The organism is Synechococcus sp. CBW1006 (assembly GCF_015840525.1).
In the GTDB taxonomy this organism is placed as follows: domain Bacteria; phylum Cyanobacteriota; class Cyanobacteriia; order PCC-6307; family Cyanobiaceae; genus CBW1002.
On record NZ_CP060396.1, the window covers coordinates 3,049,189 to 3,063,896 of the forward strand.

At 68.1% G+C, this 14,708-nt stretch carries 11 protein-coding genes; 6 read left to right on the forward strand and 5 right to left on the reverse strand.

Annotated features, from left to right (window positions below; all coding sequences use genetic code 11):
* The first annotated feature begins 10 nt into the window (after nt 1–10).
* The 4 genes from glk (at nt 11) to H8F26_RS14910 (ending at nt 5,998) form a co-directional block, all read left to right on the forward strand.
* Nucleotides 11–1,036, forward strand: coding sequence for a glucokinase (gene glk, locus H8F26_RS14895; protein ID WP_197155188.1), 1,026 nt, complete (start codon nt 11–13; stop codon nt 1,034–1,036).
* Between the two features lie 70 nt (nt 1,037–1,106).
* Nucleotides 1,107–2,054: a homoserine kinase gene (thrB, locus tag H8F26_RS14900; protein ID WP_197155190.1), complete on the forward strand. Its 948-nt coding sequence runs from the start codon at nt 1,107–1,109 to the stop codon at nt 2,052–2,054.
* Between the two features lie 142 nt (nt 2,055–2,196).
* Nucleotides 2,197–3,783, forward strand: a complete 1,587-nt coding sequence (locus H8F26_RS14905) for an NAD(P)H-quinone oxidoreductase subunit 4 (RefSeq protein WP_197155192.1) — start codon at nt 2,197–2,199, stop codon at nt 3,781–3,783.
* A gap of 52 nt (nt 3,784–3,835) precedes the next feature.
* Complete coding sequence (locus H8F26_RS14910; protein WP_197155193.1) at nt 3,836–5,998, forward strand: M3 family metallopeptidase; 2,163 nt, start codon at nt 3,836–3,838, stop codon at nt 5,996–5,998.
* A 6-nt stretch (nt 5,999–6,004) separates the two neighbouring features.
* Here the strand turns inward: H8F26_RS14910 and H8F26_RS14915 are convergent, their stop codons facing one another.
* From H8F26_RS14915 to H8F26_RS14935, 5 genes are read right to left on the reverse strand one after another with little or no spacing between them, the layout of a single operon-like run.
* The gene (locus tag H8F26_RS14915) at nt 6,005–6,595 is read right to left on the reverse strand and encodes a triacylglycerol lipase (protein WP_197155195.1); all 591 of its coding nucleotides are present in this window, start codon (nt 6,593–6,595) and stop codon (nt 6,005–6,007) included.
* Nucleotides 6,592–6,963, reverse strand: a complete 372-nt coding sequence (gene folB, locus H8F26_RS14920; RefSeq protein WP_197155197.1) for a dihydroneopterin aldolase — start codon at nt 6,961–6,963, stop codon at nt 6,592–6,594. The genes H8F26_RS14915 and folB overlap by 4 nt, the downstream gene beginning before the upstream one ends.
* A 10-nt stretch (nt 6,964–6,973) precedes the next feature.
* On the reverse strand, nt 6,974–8,284 hold the full coding sequence (locus tag H8F26_RS14925; RefSeq protein WP_197155199.1) for a glutamate-5-semialdehyde dehydrogenase: 1,311 nt from the start codon (nt 8,282–8,284) through the stop codon (nt 6,974–6,976).
* 7 nt (nt 8,285–8,291) lie between these two features.
* Nucleotides 8,292–9,254, reverse strand: coding sequence for an ROK family protein (locus tag H8F26_RS14930; RefSeq protein WP_370594631.1), 963 nt, complete (start codon nt 9,252–9,254; stop codon nt 8,292–8,294).
* Nucleotides 9,255–9,306: 52 nt separating this feature from the next.
* Nucleotides 9,307–13,740, reverse strand: a complete 4,434-nt coding sequence (locus tag H8F26_RS14935; protein WP_197155215.1) for a translocation/assembly module TamB domain-containing protein — start codon at nt 13,738–13,740, stop codon at nt 9,307–9,309.
* Between the two features lie 67 nt (nt 13,741–13,807).
* Between H8F26_RS14935 and H8F26_RS14940 the strand changes: the two genes are divergently transcribed.
* Nucleotides 13,808–14,275 (forward strand): Ycf51 family protein, encoded by a 468-nt coding sequence (locus H8F26_RS14940; protein ID WP_197155217.1) that lies wholly within the window; start codon nt 13,808–13,810, stop codon nt 14,273–14,275.
* Nucleotides 14,276–14,279: 4 nt separating this feature from the next.
* On the forward strand, nt 14,280–14,672 hold the full coding sequence (locus H8F26_RS14945; RefSeq protein WP_231605251.1) for a DUF4332 domain-containing protein: 393 nt from the start codon (nt 14,280–14,282) through the stop codon (nt 14,670–14,672).
* Nucleotides 14,673–14,708: the final 36 nt, after the last annotated feature.

Here is a 14,708-nt window from a genome sequence, read left to right on the forward strand (position 1 = left end):
GGCCGGCCTGATGACCACCCTGCTGGCAGGTGACATCGGCGGCACCAAGACACTCCTGGCTCTGTACCGCAGCACAGCGGATGGACTGGAGTGTTTGCGGCAGCAGCGTTTCACCTCCGCCGCCTGGCCCGATCTGGCGCCGATGGTGCAGGCGTTCCTGGAGGGTGAGGAGCGGCCTGATGCCGCCTGTCTGGCCGTGGCTGGACCGGTGCAGGCTGGGCGGGCCCAGCTCACCAACCTCCCCTGGCAGTTGAGCAGTGAGGCGCTTGCTCGCGAGTGCACGATCCCCAGGCTCGAACTCGAGAACGATTTCGCGGTGCTGGTCTACGGCCTGCCCCATCTCGGCGCCGATCAGCAGGTGCAGCTTCATCCCGGAGTGCCTGAGCCTTCAGCCCCCCTGCTGATCGTGGGGGCTGGCACTGGACTGGGTGTGGCCTACGGGGTTCCTACCAGTGAGGGCCTGCAGGCCATGGCCAGCGAAGGGGGCCACGGCACCTTCGCACCGCGCTCCGAGTCCGAATGGCAGCTGAAGTGCTGGTTGCAGGCAGACCTCCAGCTGGAGCGGGTCTCGATCGAGCGGGTGGTGAGTGGCACCGGGCTTGGCCATGTGGCCCGCTGGCTGCTGGCGGAGCGGCCCGCCGCCCAGGGCCACCCCCTGGCCCCGGTGGCCGAGCGTTGGCAGGCGGCCTTGCAGGGAGACAGCACAGAAGCTCCTGAGGATCTGCCAGCCGCCACCGCCCGCGCCGCCGCCGGTGGCGATGCGCTTGCCCTGGAGGCCCTCGATCTGTGGCTGGGGGCCTATGGCAGCGTCTGTGGGGACCTGGCCCTCACCGGCCTCAGCCGAGGAGGCCTCTGGCTGGCCGGCGGCACTGCTGCCAAATTGCTCGATGAGCTGGGCTCCACAACGTTTCGGGAGGCTTTCCTCGGCAAGGGGCGCCTGCGTCCCCAGCTCGCCTCCCTGCCGATCACGGCTGTGGTCGATGAAGGCATCGGTCTGTTCAGCGCCGCCTGTCGCGCGCGCATGCTGCTGCACTGAATGCACCCGCTCCCGCCCCAGCGGGTGGGACACTGGCCGCTTAGGACCCGTGTGCGGAAGGCAGATACCGATGGTGCGTCCCCAGATCGGCCAGGGCGTGTTGGTGGATGTGCCCGCCACCACAGCCAACATCGGGCCCGGCTTTGACTGCCTGGGAGCGGCGCTCCCGCTGGATAACCGCTTCGAGCTGCGTTGCATCGAAGGCGGCAGTGATCGCTTCGATCTCATCATCGAGGGCAGCGAAGGCGCCCACCTGCGCGGTGGGCCCGACAACCTCGTGTACCGAGCCGCCCAGCGGGTCTGGCGGGAGGCCGGCGAGGAGCCGGTGGCCCTGGAGGCTCGCGTCCGCCTGGCGGTGCCGCCGGCCCGTGGCCTCGGCAGCAGTGCCACGGCAATCGTGGCGGGCCTGGTGGGCGCCAATGCCCTGGTGGGTGAACCTCTCAGTCAGGAGAAGCTGCTGGAGCTGGCCATCGACATCGAGGGCCATCCCGACAACGTGGTGCCGTCCCTTGTGGGTGGCCTCTGCCTCACCGCCAAGGCGGCGTCGCATCGCTGGCGGGTGGTGCGCTGTGAATGGTCGGATCAGGTCAGGGTCGTGGTGGCGATCCCGTCGATCCGGCTGACCACCAGCGAGGCGCGCCGGGCCATGCCCAAGAGCATCCCGATCCCCGATGCGGTGATGAATCTCGGTGCTCTGACGCTGCTGTTGCAGGGGCTGCGCACCGGCAACGGGGATCTGATCACCGATGGCATGCACGACCGTTTGCACGAGCCCTACCGCTGGGGGCTGATCCAGGGGGGACGGGCCGTGCGGGAGGCGGCGATCGCGGCTGGCGCCTGGGGCTGTGTGATCAGTGGAGCGGGTCCCACGTTGCTGGCCCTGGGCACAGACTCTGTGACCGAGGCGGTGGGCCAGGCCATGGTGACCGCCTGGGAGCGGGAGGGGGTGTCGGCCCGCTCCGAAGTTCTGGGCATCCGCCACCGCGGCAGTCAGTGGGAACCCCTGCCCCTGCGCTGAGCCGGCAGATCAACCCTGTGGGCTGAGTATTTCTGCTCAGGATGAGACCGTCGAGCTGATAGATTCGCCGCAACTTCCTTCACGTGCCACAGAACGTTGTGGTTCGGGGTTCAGGAGGCCAACAACAAGTCGCTTTCTGGTGATGGACGCCAACCTCTTCCTTCTGGTCGCGTCCTCCCCCTCTGTGTTCGATTCCGCCTCCTTTCCCTGGCTGAGCCTGATCGTGCTGCTGCCGGCGGCGGCAGCCCTGGTCATGCCCCTCCTGCCGGGAGATGGCAGCGATCCCCGTCTGCCGAGGGGCATCGCCCTCGGGGTGCTGTCGCTGGATTTCGCCCTGATGCTCTGGGTGTTCAGCCGCCACTTCGAAGGTGGCCTCAGCGGTCTTCAGCTGGTCGAGCGGGTGCCCTGGGTTCCTGCCCTCGGCCTGGAGTGGTCGCTTGCCGCCGATGGCCTCTCCGCTCCCCTGGTGGTGCTGAGCGGGCTGGTCACCTTGCTGGCGGTGGCGGCCAGCTGGTCGGTGAATCGCAAGACACGCCTCTATTTCGCGCTGATGCTGATCCAGGCTTCAGCCCAGGGACTGGTCTTCCTCTCCCAGGATTTCCTGCTGTTCTTCCTGGCCTGGGAGCTCGAGCTGGTTCCCGTCTATCTGTTGATCGCCATCTGGGGTGGCAACCAGCGCCAGTACGCCGCCACCAAGTTCATCCTGTACACCGCCACGGCGTCCCTGCTGATCCTGATCAGTGGTCTGGCCCTGGCGTTGTCCGGTGATGGATTCACCCTCAATCTGTCCGAGCTGGCCGCCCGCTCCCCCGGTGGAACCTTCGGATTGCTCTGTTATCTCGGTTTCCTGGTGGGCTTCGGCGTGAAGCTGCCGATCTTCCCGCTGCACACCTGGCTGCCGGATGCCCATGGCGAGGCGAATGCGCCGGTCTCGATGCTCCTGGCTGGTGTCCTGCTCAAGATGGGGGGCTATGCCCTGCTGCGCTTCAACGTCCAGATGCTGCCCGAAGCCCATCTGCAACTGGCTCCTGCGCTGATCGTGCTCGGGATCGTCAACATCATTTACGGCGCCTTCAATGCCTTCGCTCAGGACAACGTCAAGCGCCGCATCGCCTGCAGCTCGGTGAGCCACATGGGCTTCGTGCTGCTGGGCATCGGTGCCATTGATGCGCTCGGCATCAGCGGTGCCCAGCTGCAGATGATCAGCCATGGCCTGATCGCCGCGGCCATGTTCTTCGTCACCGGCGTGTTCTACGAGCGCACCAAGACCCTCTCGATCCCGAACATGGGCGGCCTGGCCAAGGCCCTGCCGATCACCTTCGCCTTCTTCCTGGCCAGTTGTCTTGCCTCCCTGGCCCTGCCGGGCATGAGCGGCTTCGTCAGTGAGATCACCGTCTTCCTCGGGGTGACCGCTAATGACGGATTCACCGTGGGATTCCGGGTGATCACGATCGTGCTGGCGGCCATCGGCCTGGTGCTGACGCCGGTGTATCTGCTTTCGCTCTGCCGGCGTGTGTTCTTCGGACCCAGAATCCCCGCCCTGGCCGTGGTGGGCGATATGAAGCCGCGCGAGCTCCTGATCGGCCTCAGCCTGCTGGTTCCGACCCTCGTGATCGGCTTCTGGCCTCGCGTGGCGATCGACTTCTACGAAGCCAGCACCAATGCCCTGGCCACCGAGCTGGCCGATCAGGCCCAGATCGCCCTGGGTCGGTTGACCGCCCTCGGCTGAACCACGGCCGCTCCGCCAACCCTGTGGAATGGGAGCCAGACTGCTCCCAGCCATGACGCCCAGCGCCGTTGCCATTGCCGATCCCAGCCTCCCGTTGCTGGTTGGTCAGGGACTGCCCCCGTTCGATGCAATCACTCCGGAGCAGGTGGATCAGGCCATTCCGGCGTTACTGGAAGAGCTCAACGCTGGCCTCTCGGCCCTGGAAGATCAACTCAGCTCCCGGCTGCATGACGACGTTCCCCTGACCTGGAACGAGGTGATGGATCCGCTCCAGCGGCTGGGGGAGCGGCTGCGCTGGAGCTGGGGTGTGGTGAGTCATCTCAACGGGGTCTGCAACACGCCGGAGCTGCGGCAGGCCCACCAGCAGCAGCAGGGTGGAGTGGTCGCCTTCGGCAACCGGGCTGGCCAGAGTTCAGTCGTCTATGCCGCCCTGCAGGCGTTGGACACGCAGCACCAAGGCGCCGCCGAGGGATCCGCTCTGCGCCTCGATGCCACCCAGCAGCGCATCCTCACCGCTGAACTGCGGGACATGCAGCTGCGCGGCGTGGGTCTGGAGGGCCCGGCCCAGGAGGCCTTCAGCGCCGCCAGCCAGGAGCTGGCGGAACTGGCCACGAGCTTCAGCAACCATGTGCTCGACGCCACCAACCAGTGGAGCCTGGTGTTGAGCGATGAGGCCGATCTTGAGGGCTTGCCCGCCAGCCTGCGGGAGCTGCTGGCCCAGGCGGCCCGCGAGGCCGGCGACAACCGCGCCGATGGCAGCCCCGCCACGGCGGCCGAGGGCCCCTGGCGCCTGGGGCTCGATGCGCCGCGCGCCTTTCCCTTCCTCAAGTACAGCCGGCGCCGTGATCTGCGGGAGCGGGTCTACCGCGCCCAGGTGAGCCGCGCCTCCGGTGGCGAGCTCAACAATGCCCCGCTGATCGAGCGCATCCTCACCCTCAAGCGCGAGCAGGCGGAGCGGCTCGGGTTTGCCAACTGGGCCGAGGTGAGCCTGGCCGCCAAGATGGCCGACTCCGTCGAGGCGGTCGAGCGTCTGCTGGAGGAGCTGCGCGTTGCGGCCTACCCGGTGGCCGAGGCCGAGCTGAAGGAGCTGGCGGCCTGCGCCGGCCGCCACGACGCCCCGGAGGCCAGCGATCTGCAGCCCTGGGATGTGAGCTTCTGGGCGGAGGTGCTGCGCCGCGAGGCCTTTGATCTCGACAGTGAGGCCCTGAGGCCCTGGTTTCCCCTTGAGCAGGTGCTCCAGGGACTGTTTGACCTCTGCCAGCGCCTGTTTGCCATCCGCATCGAGGTGGCCGATGGTGAGGCGCCGCTCTGGCACCCGGACGTGCGCTTTTTCCGGGTGCTGGATGCCGCCAGTGGGGAGCCGCTGGCCTTCTTCTATCTGGATCCCTTCAGCCGCCCCGGCAGCAAGCGCGGTGGCGCCTGGATGGATGACTGCCTCGGCCGCAGCCGCAGTGAGGCGGGCCAGCCCGTGCTGCCCGTGGCCTATCTGATCTGCAACCAGAGCCCACCGGTCGGGGAGGTGCCCAGCCTGATGACCTTCGAGGAGGTGGAAACCCTCTTCCACGAATTCGGCCACGGCCTGCAGCACATGCTCACCACCGTGGAGCGGCCCCAGGCGGCCGGCATCAACAACGTCGAGTGGGACGCGGTGGAGCTCCCCAGCCAGTTCATGGAGAACTGGTGCTATGACCGCGCCACCTTGATGGGTATGGCCCGCCACTGGCAGAGCGGCGAGCCCCTGCCCGAGGCCGACTACCGCAAGCTCCTGGCGGCGCGCACGTTCATGGGCGGCAGCGCCACGCTGCGGCAGGTGCACTTCGCCCTCACCGACCTGCGCCTGCACAGCAGCTGGACGCCCAGCTGTGGCCTCACCCCAGACCAGATGCGACGGGCCATCGCCAGGACCACCACAGTCCTGGCTCCGATCGACGACGACGCCTTTCTCTGCGCCTTCTCCCACATCTTCGCGGGGGGGTATGCGGCCGGCTACTACTCCTACAAGTGGGCCGAGGTGCTCAGCGCCGATGCCTTCAGTGCCTTTGAGGAGGTGGGCCTGGATCGGGACGAGGCGGTGGTGGCCACCGGTCGCCGCTTCCGCGACACCGTGCTCAGCCTGGGGGGCAGCCGCTCGCCGGCGGAGATCTTTGCGGCCTTCCGTCGCCGTGCTCCCAGCACCGATGCCCTGATTCGTCATTCGGGCCTGGTGACGGCCTGAGCTGCCTTACTCCTGCAGCAGCAAGGCTGTCAGAGGAGTCAGGGCGGCGGGATCGGTGAGCAGCTGCCGGTGCGTCCAGACCGGAAGCTCCTGGCGCGTTCCCACCGGCAGCACGGCTGTCCAGCCGGGTACCACCATCAGGTCCCAGCGGCAGAAAAGGCTGTGGCATTCCACAGCCTTGAGCGTCGAGATATAGTCATTGAGTTGACGCAACAGCGGGCTGCCGGGCTTCATTTGCGCCAGGCCCGGCATCAGCGCCTGGGGCCAGGGCAGGGCCAGCAGGCTGCCCTGCTGGGGGCTGCCGAGGCTGAAGAAGCGGCGTGTGCGCCGATACCCACCCAGCCCTTGCAGCCAGAGGCGGGCAATCACACCGCCCATCGAAAAGCCGAGCAGATCGATGGGGAGATCGGCGCCATAGGTGGCCTTGATCCGTTCGCCAAGCCGTTCAGCGAGCACCGTCAGGGAGGTGTGCCCGCAGCGATGGGGGAGATGAGGCACGAGCCGCTCGCTTCGGCCACCGGCCAGGGCGGCCTCGAGGTGGCGAAACAGGCGCGGTGTGTCCCACAGCCCATGCACCAGCACCAGAGGCGGGCTCACCGCAGGTCCGTGGCCGGCCAGTTGCGCGTCAGCTCCACGGCCACGTGTCCTGTGAATCCCGGAACCGGTGCCTGGCACTTGCAGAGTTCCAGCCGCATCGGCACGGGCCCATAGATCTGTTCAAGCCGATCCAGCATGCGGCTGGCGTAGTGCTCGATCGTGAGGCAGCAGAGCTGGTTCGCCTGCTGCTGCAGGGCACGGATCGCCAGGCTGTAGTCGAGGGTGTCCTCGAGTTGATCACTCTGGCTGGCGGCGTTCAGACCGGCGTCGAGGCTGAACGACACCGTGAACCACTGGCCCAGTTGCCGCTCCTCATCCAGCACACCCACGTGGGCCCAGAGCCGTAGATCGCGCACATGGATGAGCATGCGGGGCTGTTCAGAGGGGCAGGGGATGGTGCAGGAAGTGACGCATGCCACTGCTGTAGTCGGAGGCGATATGACCGTCGCCCCGCAGGCGGTAGCGGTAGGTCACCAGCCCCTCCAGCCCCACCGGGCCCCGGGGTGGCAGGGTCTGGGTGCTGATGCCCACTTCCGCTCCGAAGCCATAGCGGAAGCCATCGGCGAAGCGGGTGGAGCAGTTGAGATACACCCCGGCGCTGTCCACCGCCGCCAGAAACCGATCAGCCGCGACGGGATCGGTGGTGCAGATCGCATCGGTGTGGCGCGATCCGTACTGGCGGATGTGCTCCAGGGCAGCCTCCAGATCCGGCACCAGCTTCACACTCAGCACCAGATCGGAGTACTCGGTGCGCCAGTCGTCCTCCGTTGCCTCCAGTGTGATGCCGAATCGGCATGCGGCCGGATCACCCCGCAGCTCGACACCGGCGGCGGCGAAGGTATCGATCGCCTGTGGCAGGAAGGTGGGGGCGATCGCTTCATGAACCAGCAGCGTTTCCATTGCGTTGCAGGCCGCCGGGTACTGGGTTTTGCTGTCCAGGGCCACCCTCAGCGCCTGGGCCGGATCGGCTGCGGCATCCACGTAGAGGTGACAGATGCCATCGGCATGCCCGAGCACGGGGATGCGGGTGTTGTCCTGGATGAAACGCACCAGGGCATTGGATCCGCGCGGGATGATCAGATCCACCAGCCCATCGAGCTTGAGCAGGGCCAGGCTTTCCTGACGGGTGGTGAGCAGGTCCAGCACGTCCGGAGACACGGCACTGTTGACCAGGCCCTGCTGCAGGGCGTTGAGGATGGCCTGGCAGCTGCGGCTGGCTTCACGACCGCCCTTGAGGATGGCGCCGTTGCCAGAGCGGATCGCCAGCGCGGCAATCTGCATCACCGCATCGGGCCTGGCCTCGAAGATCACCCCCACCACGCCCAGGGGCACGCTCACACGCTCCAGCACCAGCCCCTGATCCAGCTCGGTGTGAAGTTGGCGTCGGCCGATGGGATCGCTCAGGTCCGCCACCTGCCGAACTCCGGCGATCGCGCCGGCGAGTTTGGCGGCATCCAGCTTGAGCCGTGCCACCAGGGCTGGGGCCAGTCCGTCGGTCGCTGCGGCCTCGAGATCCTCCTGGTTGGCCGCCACGATCCGGTCGGCCTCGGCTTCGAGGGCGTCGGCCATGGCGTGCAACGCCTGGCGGCGGGCGTCGTCGTTGAGCTGGCTCAGGGCGGTGGCGGCCCGGCGAACGGCGGCGGCGCGTCGCAGCAGTTCCGGGCTCGGATCGGGGATGGACGGGCTCATCCATTCATCATCCCAAGCCGTCAGCCGCTGCTCCGTCGACCTCCATCGTGTCGACTTCCGCTGCGCCGATCAGAGTTGTCTCCCCAGCGCTGAGGCGCTCAAGGGCCAGCAGGGCGGCCCCCAGCCGGCCGGCGCCATTGCCGAGCTCGCAGGGGCGGATGTCCAGGCCCTCGCGGCTCACCGGCAGCACCCGCCGCGTCACTTCCTCCCACACGGCTGGCAGGAAATGGTGGCAGGCGCCGCTGAGGCCGCCGCCGATCAGCACCCGCTCCGGCGTGAACAGGTACAGAAGTGAGGTGATCCCCACCCCCAGCAGCCGTCCATAGGCACTCCAGACCTCGATCGCGGCAGCATCTCCATCATCGGCCCTTTGGCAGAGCTCCTGGGGTGAGAGGGGGCTGAGCCGCTGCAGACCGCTGATGCTGCAGTGCTGTTCCAGGGAGCCGCGGTTGCCGCTGTTGCACTCCGGTCCATCCGGATCGAGACAGATCAGACCCGGTTCGGCAGCGGCGCCACGATGGCCGAGAAACAGGTTGCCCTGCAGGATCACCGCCCCTCCAACCCCCGTTCCCAGAGTGAGCAGCACCACGTCACGGCAGCCGCGTGCCGCGCCGAAGCGCAATTCACCCAGGGCTGCACAGTTGGCATCGTTGGCCAGAGTGATCCGACGCTCCAGCATCGGTTCCAGCCAGGTGGCCAGAGGGACGTCCTGCCAGCCGGGCAGGTTGATCGCGATGCGCGCCACACGACCCGCCTGGTCGCTGGGGCCCGGGTGGCCGATGCCCACCCATGGCGCCAGCCGCTGCGGGTCGATGGTCTCCACAGCTTCGGCGATCGCCATGGTCACGGCACCGGGCATGGCCGGCTGGGGCGTGGCCACCTCCGCTTCCGCCAGGCAGTGGCCGTCCTGGTCGAAGCGGCCGAGCTTGATCGCGGTTCCGCCGACGTCGATCCCGATCAGTTGGGCCATCGCCGCCATGGCAGGGCCGGCTGATCCTGCCGCGCCACCTTCAACAACTGAGTCAGAAACGGAAGAACAGCTGCATCTGAGTCTGCCAGGCCCCTTGGGTGTCGAACGACCCCTGCAGGTTGATGTTCTCGGAGGCCTTGTAGTTCAGGGTCACCTGTGGAGGGATGTCGGAGCGGTTCGGTGCCACCAGCACCGCGGCATTGAAGCGCTCGGTGATGTCGAGGCCGATTTCCGAGCCCAGCACCAGTTGCGGCGGCAGTTGGCGAGAGCGCAGTTCCTCGGCCTGGGACACCACCGGGCTCACGTAGGTGGGGTAAAGGGCGAAGCTGACCCGCTGCCCGAAGGCATCGCTGAGTGAACCGAGCAGAGGCGAGAGCAACGATTGCCCCAGGGCCGTGGCCAGGGCGGCACCGGCATTGCCGCCGCTCAGCCCCGCCAGGGAGTTGCCGCCGATCAGGGCCACCAACCGCTCCTCCGGCAGGGGTGGATCACTGGTGAGCCGAAGGTTCTCGGCAATGCGATCGGCCGGCCCGCTGACACTCACGGTGATCCGCACCAGCTTGAGCTGGTTGAAGGAGCTGAAGCCTCCCTGGGCCTCCAGTTCCGCCAGGCTCAGCCCTGAACCGGTGTTGGCGCCCAGGTTGCTGGAGAGATTTTCGGAGACCCGGGTGCGCAACGCGATGTCCAGGTAGGGCAGCAGTCCCAACGACGGCGTGAACACCGCCACGTTGGGGGCATCGGGGTCGAGGTTGAAGCTGGTGGTGAACAGGTTGAGCCGACCGCCCAGCAGCCGCACCACGCCGGCGGCCTGAAGGCTCGGATCCAGCGGTCCGTTCAGCCGCAGGGAGCCACCGGTGCTGAAGCTGGCCACGTTCGGCACGGTCACCTTGAGATCAGGACCGAGCCGCAGGGTCAGATCCCTGAATCGCAGGTAGGGAAAATTCGGTATCGCCTTGCGTAGGGCGTCGCTGGTGCTGCTGTCCACCTCCGGGCCCAGCAGCACCAGCGGCTGGTCAAAGGCCCAGTTGCGCTGCAGCAGTTCATTGACATCCGGGTTGGCTCCTGCGGCTGGCTTGCTGGCGTCGGATTCGCCTCCATCGCTTGATTGGTTTGCCCCCGCTCCATCAGCGCCGGCAGCCACCTGGCCCGGCTGGACATTGACGCTTCCCTGTCGGATCGCCAGATTTCCGCCCAGCAGTGGAGCCCGCAGGCTGCCGCCAAAGGCCAGTTGACCGTCGCTGAAGGCGTCGATCCGCTGCAGCTTGAATGGCACCTGCTTCAGGGTGAGGGTGAGGCTGGGTTCAGGTGACACCGGCCGTACCAGACCGAGTTTTCCCTTGCCCTCGACCTGACCCTTCTCGCCCACCCGGGCCGTGAGTTCCTGCAGCAGGAGCTCTTGGAAGTCGAACAGCATCGTGGCCTCGAGGGCCGTCACCGTCTGGCCGATGAAGCGCAGTTCGCCCTCGCGCAGCCTCAGGAAGCCGTTGGCGATCGGATCGGCCAGGCTGCCCCGCACCAGCAGCTGCATGTCGGCACTACCTTTTTTCCAGTCGAGCGTCGACCCGGCCAGGGTCGTGAGGAAGCGCAGGCCATCGCCGCGACTGGCCAGGCGCACCTCCAGACCCTGTGCCTGAGGATCCAGTGGGATGCGGCCGGTGAAATCGACGGCGCTCGTGGCTCCGGCAGCACGCAGGGCCAGGTCGGTGTCGAGGAAACCATCCTTGAGCAGTACGCTGCCCCGCTCCAGCTGAAGATCGGCTTCGCCCAGGTGCCCCTGATGCAGGGCCAGCTCGGCCTCAAGCTCCGGCTGGCCGTTGCCCAGCCGATACCGTCCTTTAGCCGAGAGCGATCCCTGCAGGCTTCCGGGGACGGGGGTGAGCAAGGCCAGCAGGCTGAGCGGCAGGCTGGCCAGATCAAAGCTGCCCTCGCCATGGCGGATGGGCCCCTGCAGACTCACCACAAACGGGTCCAGGGCCAGGGCCTGGTCCTCAGCGGTGCCCCGCAGCCAGAGATGGCCTTTGGCGCTCAGATCCACGTGGGTCTGGGCCAGGTTCGGTCCGCTGAGGGTGAGGTCCGTGTCGACCAGCGCCTGGGTGGCGGCAAGGCGCTCGCGCAGGTCTTCGGGGGCAGAGTTTGCAGCTTCAAGGTTCAGTCGCTCACGGGCGCGCTGCAGGGCGATGAGCTGGTCCTGCAGGCTGCCCCCCAGCTGATCGATCACCAGATCGCCGAGGTCGGCGGCATTGCCCTGGGGAGGACCTTCCTCACCACGCCAGAGAGGGAGGGCCTGGGCCAGCTGACGGAACAGATCGGTGGTGAGGCCCCGTCCCTCCAGCTGGGCCCGGTAGGCACCCTGCCATCGGCCGGTGAGGGTGGCGGCGATGGAGCCGCCTGCCAGGGGTTCCAGATCAGCCGTGAGCCGGTAGCGCCGGTCGGCATAGCGCAATCCGGCCTGCAGCTCCTGGGCCCGCACACCAAGGAAGACCGGTTGGGCGAGGGTCACCCAGCCGCCGAAGGCCAGTGGTTGCAACGCCAGGTTGCCGTCACCGCTGAGCTCGCCCTGCAATGGCTGGGGGTGCTTGCGGGGGCCCAAGGCCAGGGTCAGGCCCTGAAGAGGGAAGGCGCTGGCCTGCCAGCGGTAGGCGCTTGGACGGCCCGTCAGAGTGAGCGTTCCACCACCTCGCGTCAGTTCGAGGGCCACCGGCATCCAGGAACGGTCCAGGCCGGCCTTGAGGCTGCCGCCGCTGGCTGTGCTGGCCTGCATCTGCAGGGCACTGGCGCCTGCACCGGTGCCCTTGAGCTGGCCCTGCCAGGTCTCGCTCAGGCTGAGGGGACCGGCACCGGGGCCAGCCAGCTCGAGGTCGAGGTCGGGGCTGAGATCCTGCAGCGGGCCGTGGATCCGGCCGGAGGCGCTGAGCTCACCCCGCAGGCTTGTGCCGACGAGGGTATCCAGCCTCTGCAGGGGAAAGGCTGTGAGCTGCAGCTGAGCTTCCAGCGGCCCGGTGCGCAGACCGCCTTCATGGGAGGGCTGTAACGGCAGCTGACCGCTGGCCTGCAGGTAGGGACCCCTGAGGTCATCCAGCCGCAGCAACCCCTTACGCCACACCAGAGAAGCCCGTAGGTCTCCCGTGAGGGGATTGGTGAGCCGGGGCACCTGCACCGCCAACGCCGGTGCCGCCGCAGTCCCGCTCAGCTGGAGACTGCCCGCCAGCGTCTGCTCGGTCAGCCAGGAGGGGGCGCTGGGTGGCAGTGGCAGGTCGCTGGGATCCAGCCGCCAGGTTCCGTTCAACGCCAGCAGCGGCCCCACCCTGCCGGAGGCCGACAGCTGGGAGCGACCGCCCTTCACCTGCAGAGAGGAGACCGCCAGGCCCTGACGGCTCCAGCGGCCGGCCGCCGTTCCCTGCAAGGCCGGCAAGGCCGGCAAGGCCGCTGCGGTGCGGCTGCCCCGAGCCCGACGTGGTGGTTGGGCCTTGAAGCTGAGGCTGACCTGCTGGCGGGGCAGGTGGGCCCGACCGGCCAGGCTGCCGCTCCAGCCTCCCAATCCCCAGATGCTCCGCTCCAGCACCAGGCTGTCGCCTTCGCAGCGCAGGTCTGCGGTGGGGCTGCTGATATCGGTTGCGGCTCGTTTTCCCGTTCCGGTGGTGCTGCCGGGGCTCGCCCCAGGGGGTCGCCAGCGCAGCTGCTTGAGACTGACGGCTCCGCGGCAGCTGGGCCGTCCCTGGCTCAGGGCCAGGACCAGGCGGCCGTCCAGCTGCCCGGTGGTGTGGCCCTGCAGGGGCGTGAACCGCTGCAGGAGGTTCACCGGCAGGCGCTGGAGGTTGAGCTGTGCCTGCCAGCGCTGGCGATCCCAGCGCCCCCCCGCCTCGATCGCCACCAGCCCAGGACCTTCGGCCGGCTGCAGACGGCCGCTCAGGTCGATCCGACGCTCCTGGAGCATCAGGCCGACCCTGCCGCCGAGGCGCAGGTCGACACCGGCAGGGGCGATCCGCAGCTGTGCCGGATCAGCAAGGTTGATCCGCAGCTCCAGTGATGGTGGCTTCTGGTTGCGAGTTGGGCTACCCAGGACCCAGTACTGACCGCGTGCATTGCGGCGCAGATCGGCTTCGGCACCGCGCACCTGCAGATCCAGCACCGGAGTCCAGCGTTGCAGGCTCGCAAACGGGTCGAGAGCCACACCCAGGCCCGCCACCCTGGCCTCGGAGCGGTCCTGGGCACCTGGCCCCAGGCTCGAGGGTCCCACCTGCAGCCCCGAGAGGCCGATTCCCTGGTAAGGCCCGAGCTGCAGCGGATGGCCCAGCACCTGGCTCAGCTGTCGCTCCAGCCGTGGTTTCCAGTGGTCGAAGACGGTGCGGGCCAGGTGGTCAGCCCCAAACCAGGCCAGACCCGCGGCAGCGCCAAGGCCGAGCAGCCAGGGCAGCCGGCAGGAGAGGGGTGTCGTCGTCCGGTACCAGCTGGCCGCCGATGGTGATGAATCCGGCAAGCCCGCCATGCCCCTGGGTCTGCCCGTGTCTTCGACGGGCGCAATATAAAAGTCATCTGCCGCTTGACCAGCCCCCATGCCTGCCGATCCAATCCTGTTCACGGCGGGCCAATGGCTCGGCGCCGCCAGCGGCGGCTTGGCCCTTCTCACCGGGATCGGCTTCCTGGCCACCTGGGGGATTCGCTTCCGTCTGGTGGGGATCACCAGCTTCACCGCCCTGCTGTCGCTCTCCTGCCTGGCCTTTGCCGTGAGCTACAGCCCGCGGGTGTCGATCGAGGGGGCGGTGCCCGTACCCGTGGTGTTCGACAACGGCGGTGATCTGGTGATCGCTGCGGCGCCCGCCAATCTCGACCCGGCCGCTGTGGCCCCGACCCTGGAGCAGGTGGCCAGCAACCTGCGGGGCAGCGGCCGCAATTCCGCGGATGGGTTTGTGCGGGTCAGGCTGCGCCGACTCGAAACGGTGGCGCCCGGCCTGAGCCGTCCGGTGGTGCTGGGTGAGGCCACCCGCAGCCTGCGGGATGGTTCGGTCGTGCTGGCAGGCTGATCGCTTGCTGCCCCTGCCCCGCCACTGTCATCGCGAGCAGCGTCGGCTGGAGCAGGCCGGCATCGTGGCCTGGGAACAACTGGCCGGGCTGGACGATCGTGCCCTGCGGGATCTCGGCAGCGGCGGTGGCGCCAGCGAGAAGCAACTGATCAAGCTTCGTGCCCAGGCGCGACTGGTCTGCGAGGTGGGCCTTCACCCTTCAGAGGCGGCGCTGCTGCTCTACGCCGGCATTGCGGACCGTCGCGGCCTTGCCCAGGCCGATCCCCAGCGCCTGTGGGTGCAGATGGGCCGCCTGCAGCGCAGCCTCACCGGCATGGCGGTTCCGGCGTTGGAACTATCCACACTGCGGCAGTGGATCGCCGCCGCCCGGGAAGGCCTCGGTCGCTCCCGGAACTGACACCCGTACCGACCCGATGCCGGTTGCCGCTGACTG

Bases quoted from the DNA above. Each gene is read 5' to 3' on its own strand.
- H8F26_RS14925 (WP_197155199.1), bottom strand. From the start codon at position 8,284: ATGAGCCCGTCCATCCCCGATCCGAGCCCGGAACTGCTGCGACGCGCC.
- folB (WP_197155197.1), bottom strand. From the start codon at position 6,963: ATGCTCATCCATGTGCGCGATCTACGGCTCTGGGCCCACGTGGGTGTG.
- H8F26_RS14910 (WP_197155193.1), top strand. From the start codon at position 3,836: ATGACGCCCAGCGCCGTTGCCATTGCCGATCCCAGCCTCCCGTTGCTG.
- thrB (WP_197155190.1), top strand. From the start codon at position 1,107: ATGGTGCGTCCCCAGATCGGCCAGGGCGTGTTGGTGGATGTGCCCGCC.
- H8F26_RS14935 (WP_197155215.1), bottom strand. From the start codon at position 13,740: ATGGCGGGCTTGCCGGATTCATCACCATCGGCGGCCAGCTGGTACCGG.
- H8F26_RS14940 (WP_197155217.1), top strand. From the start codon at position 13,808: ATGCCTGCCGATCCAATCCTGTTCACGGCGGGCCAATGGCTCGGCGCC.
- H8F26_RS14930 (WP_370594631.1), bottom strand. From the start codon at position 9,254: ATGGCCCAACTGATCGGGATCGACGTCGGCGGAACCGCGATCAAGCTC.
- glk (WP_197155188.1), top strand. From the start codon at position 11: ATGACCACCCTGCTGGCAGGTGACATCGGCGGCACCAAGACACTCCTG.
- H8F26_RS14905 (WP_197155192.1), top strand. From the start codon at position 2,197: ATGGACGCCAACCTCTTCCTTCTGGTCGCGTCCTCCCCCTCTGTGTTC.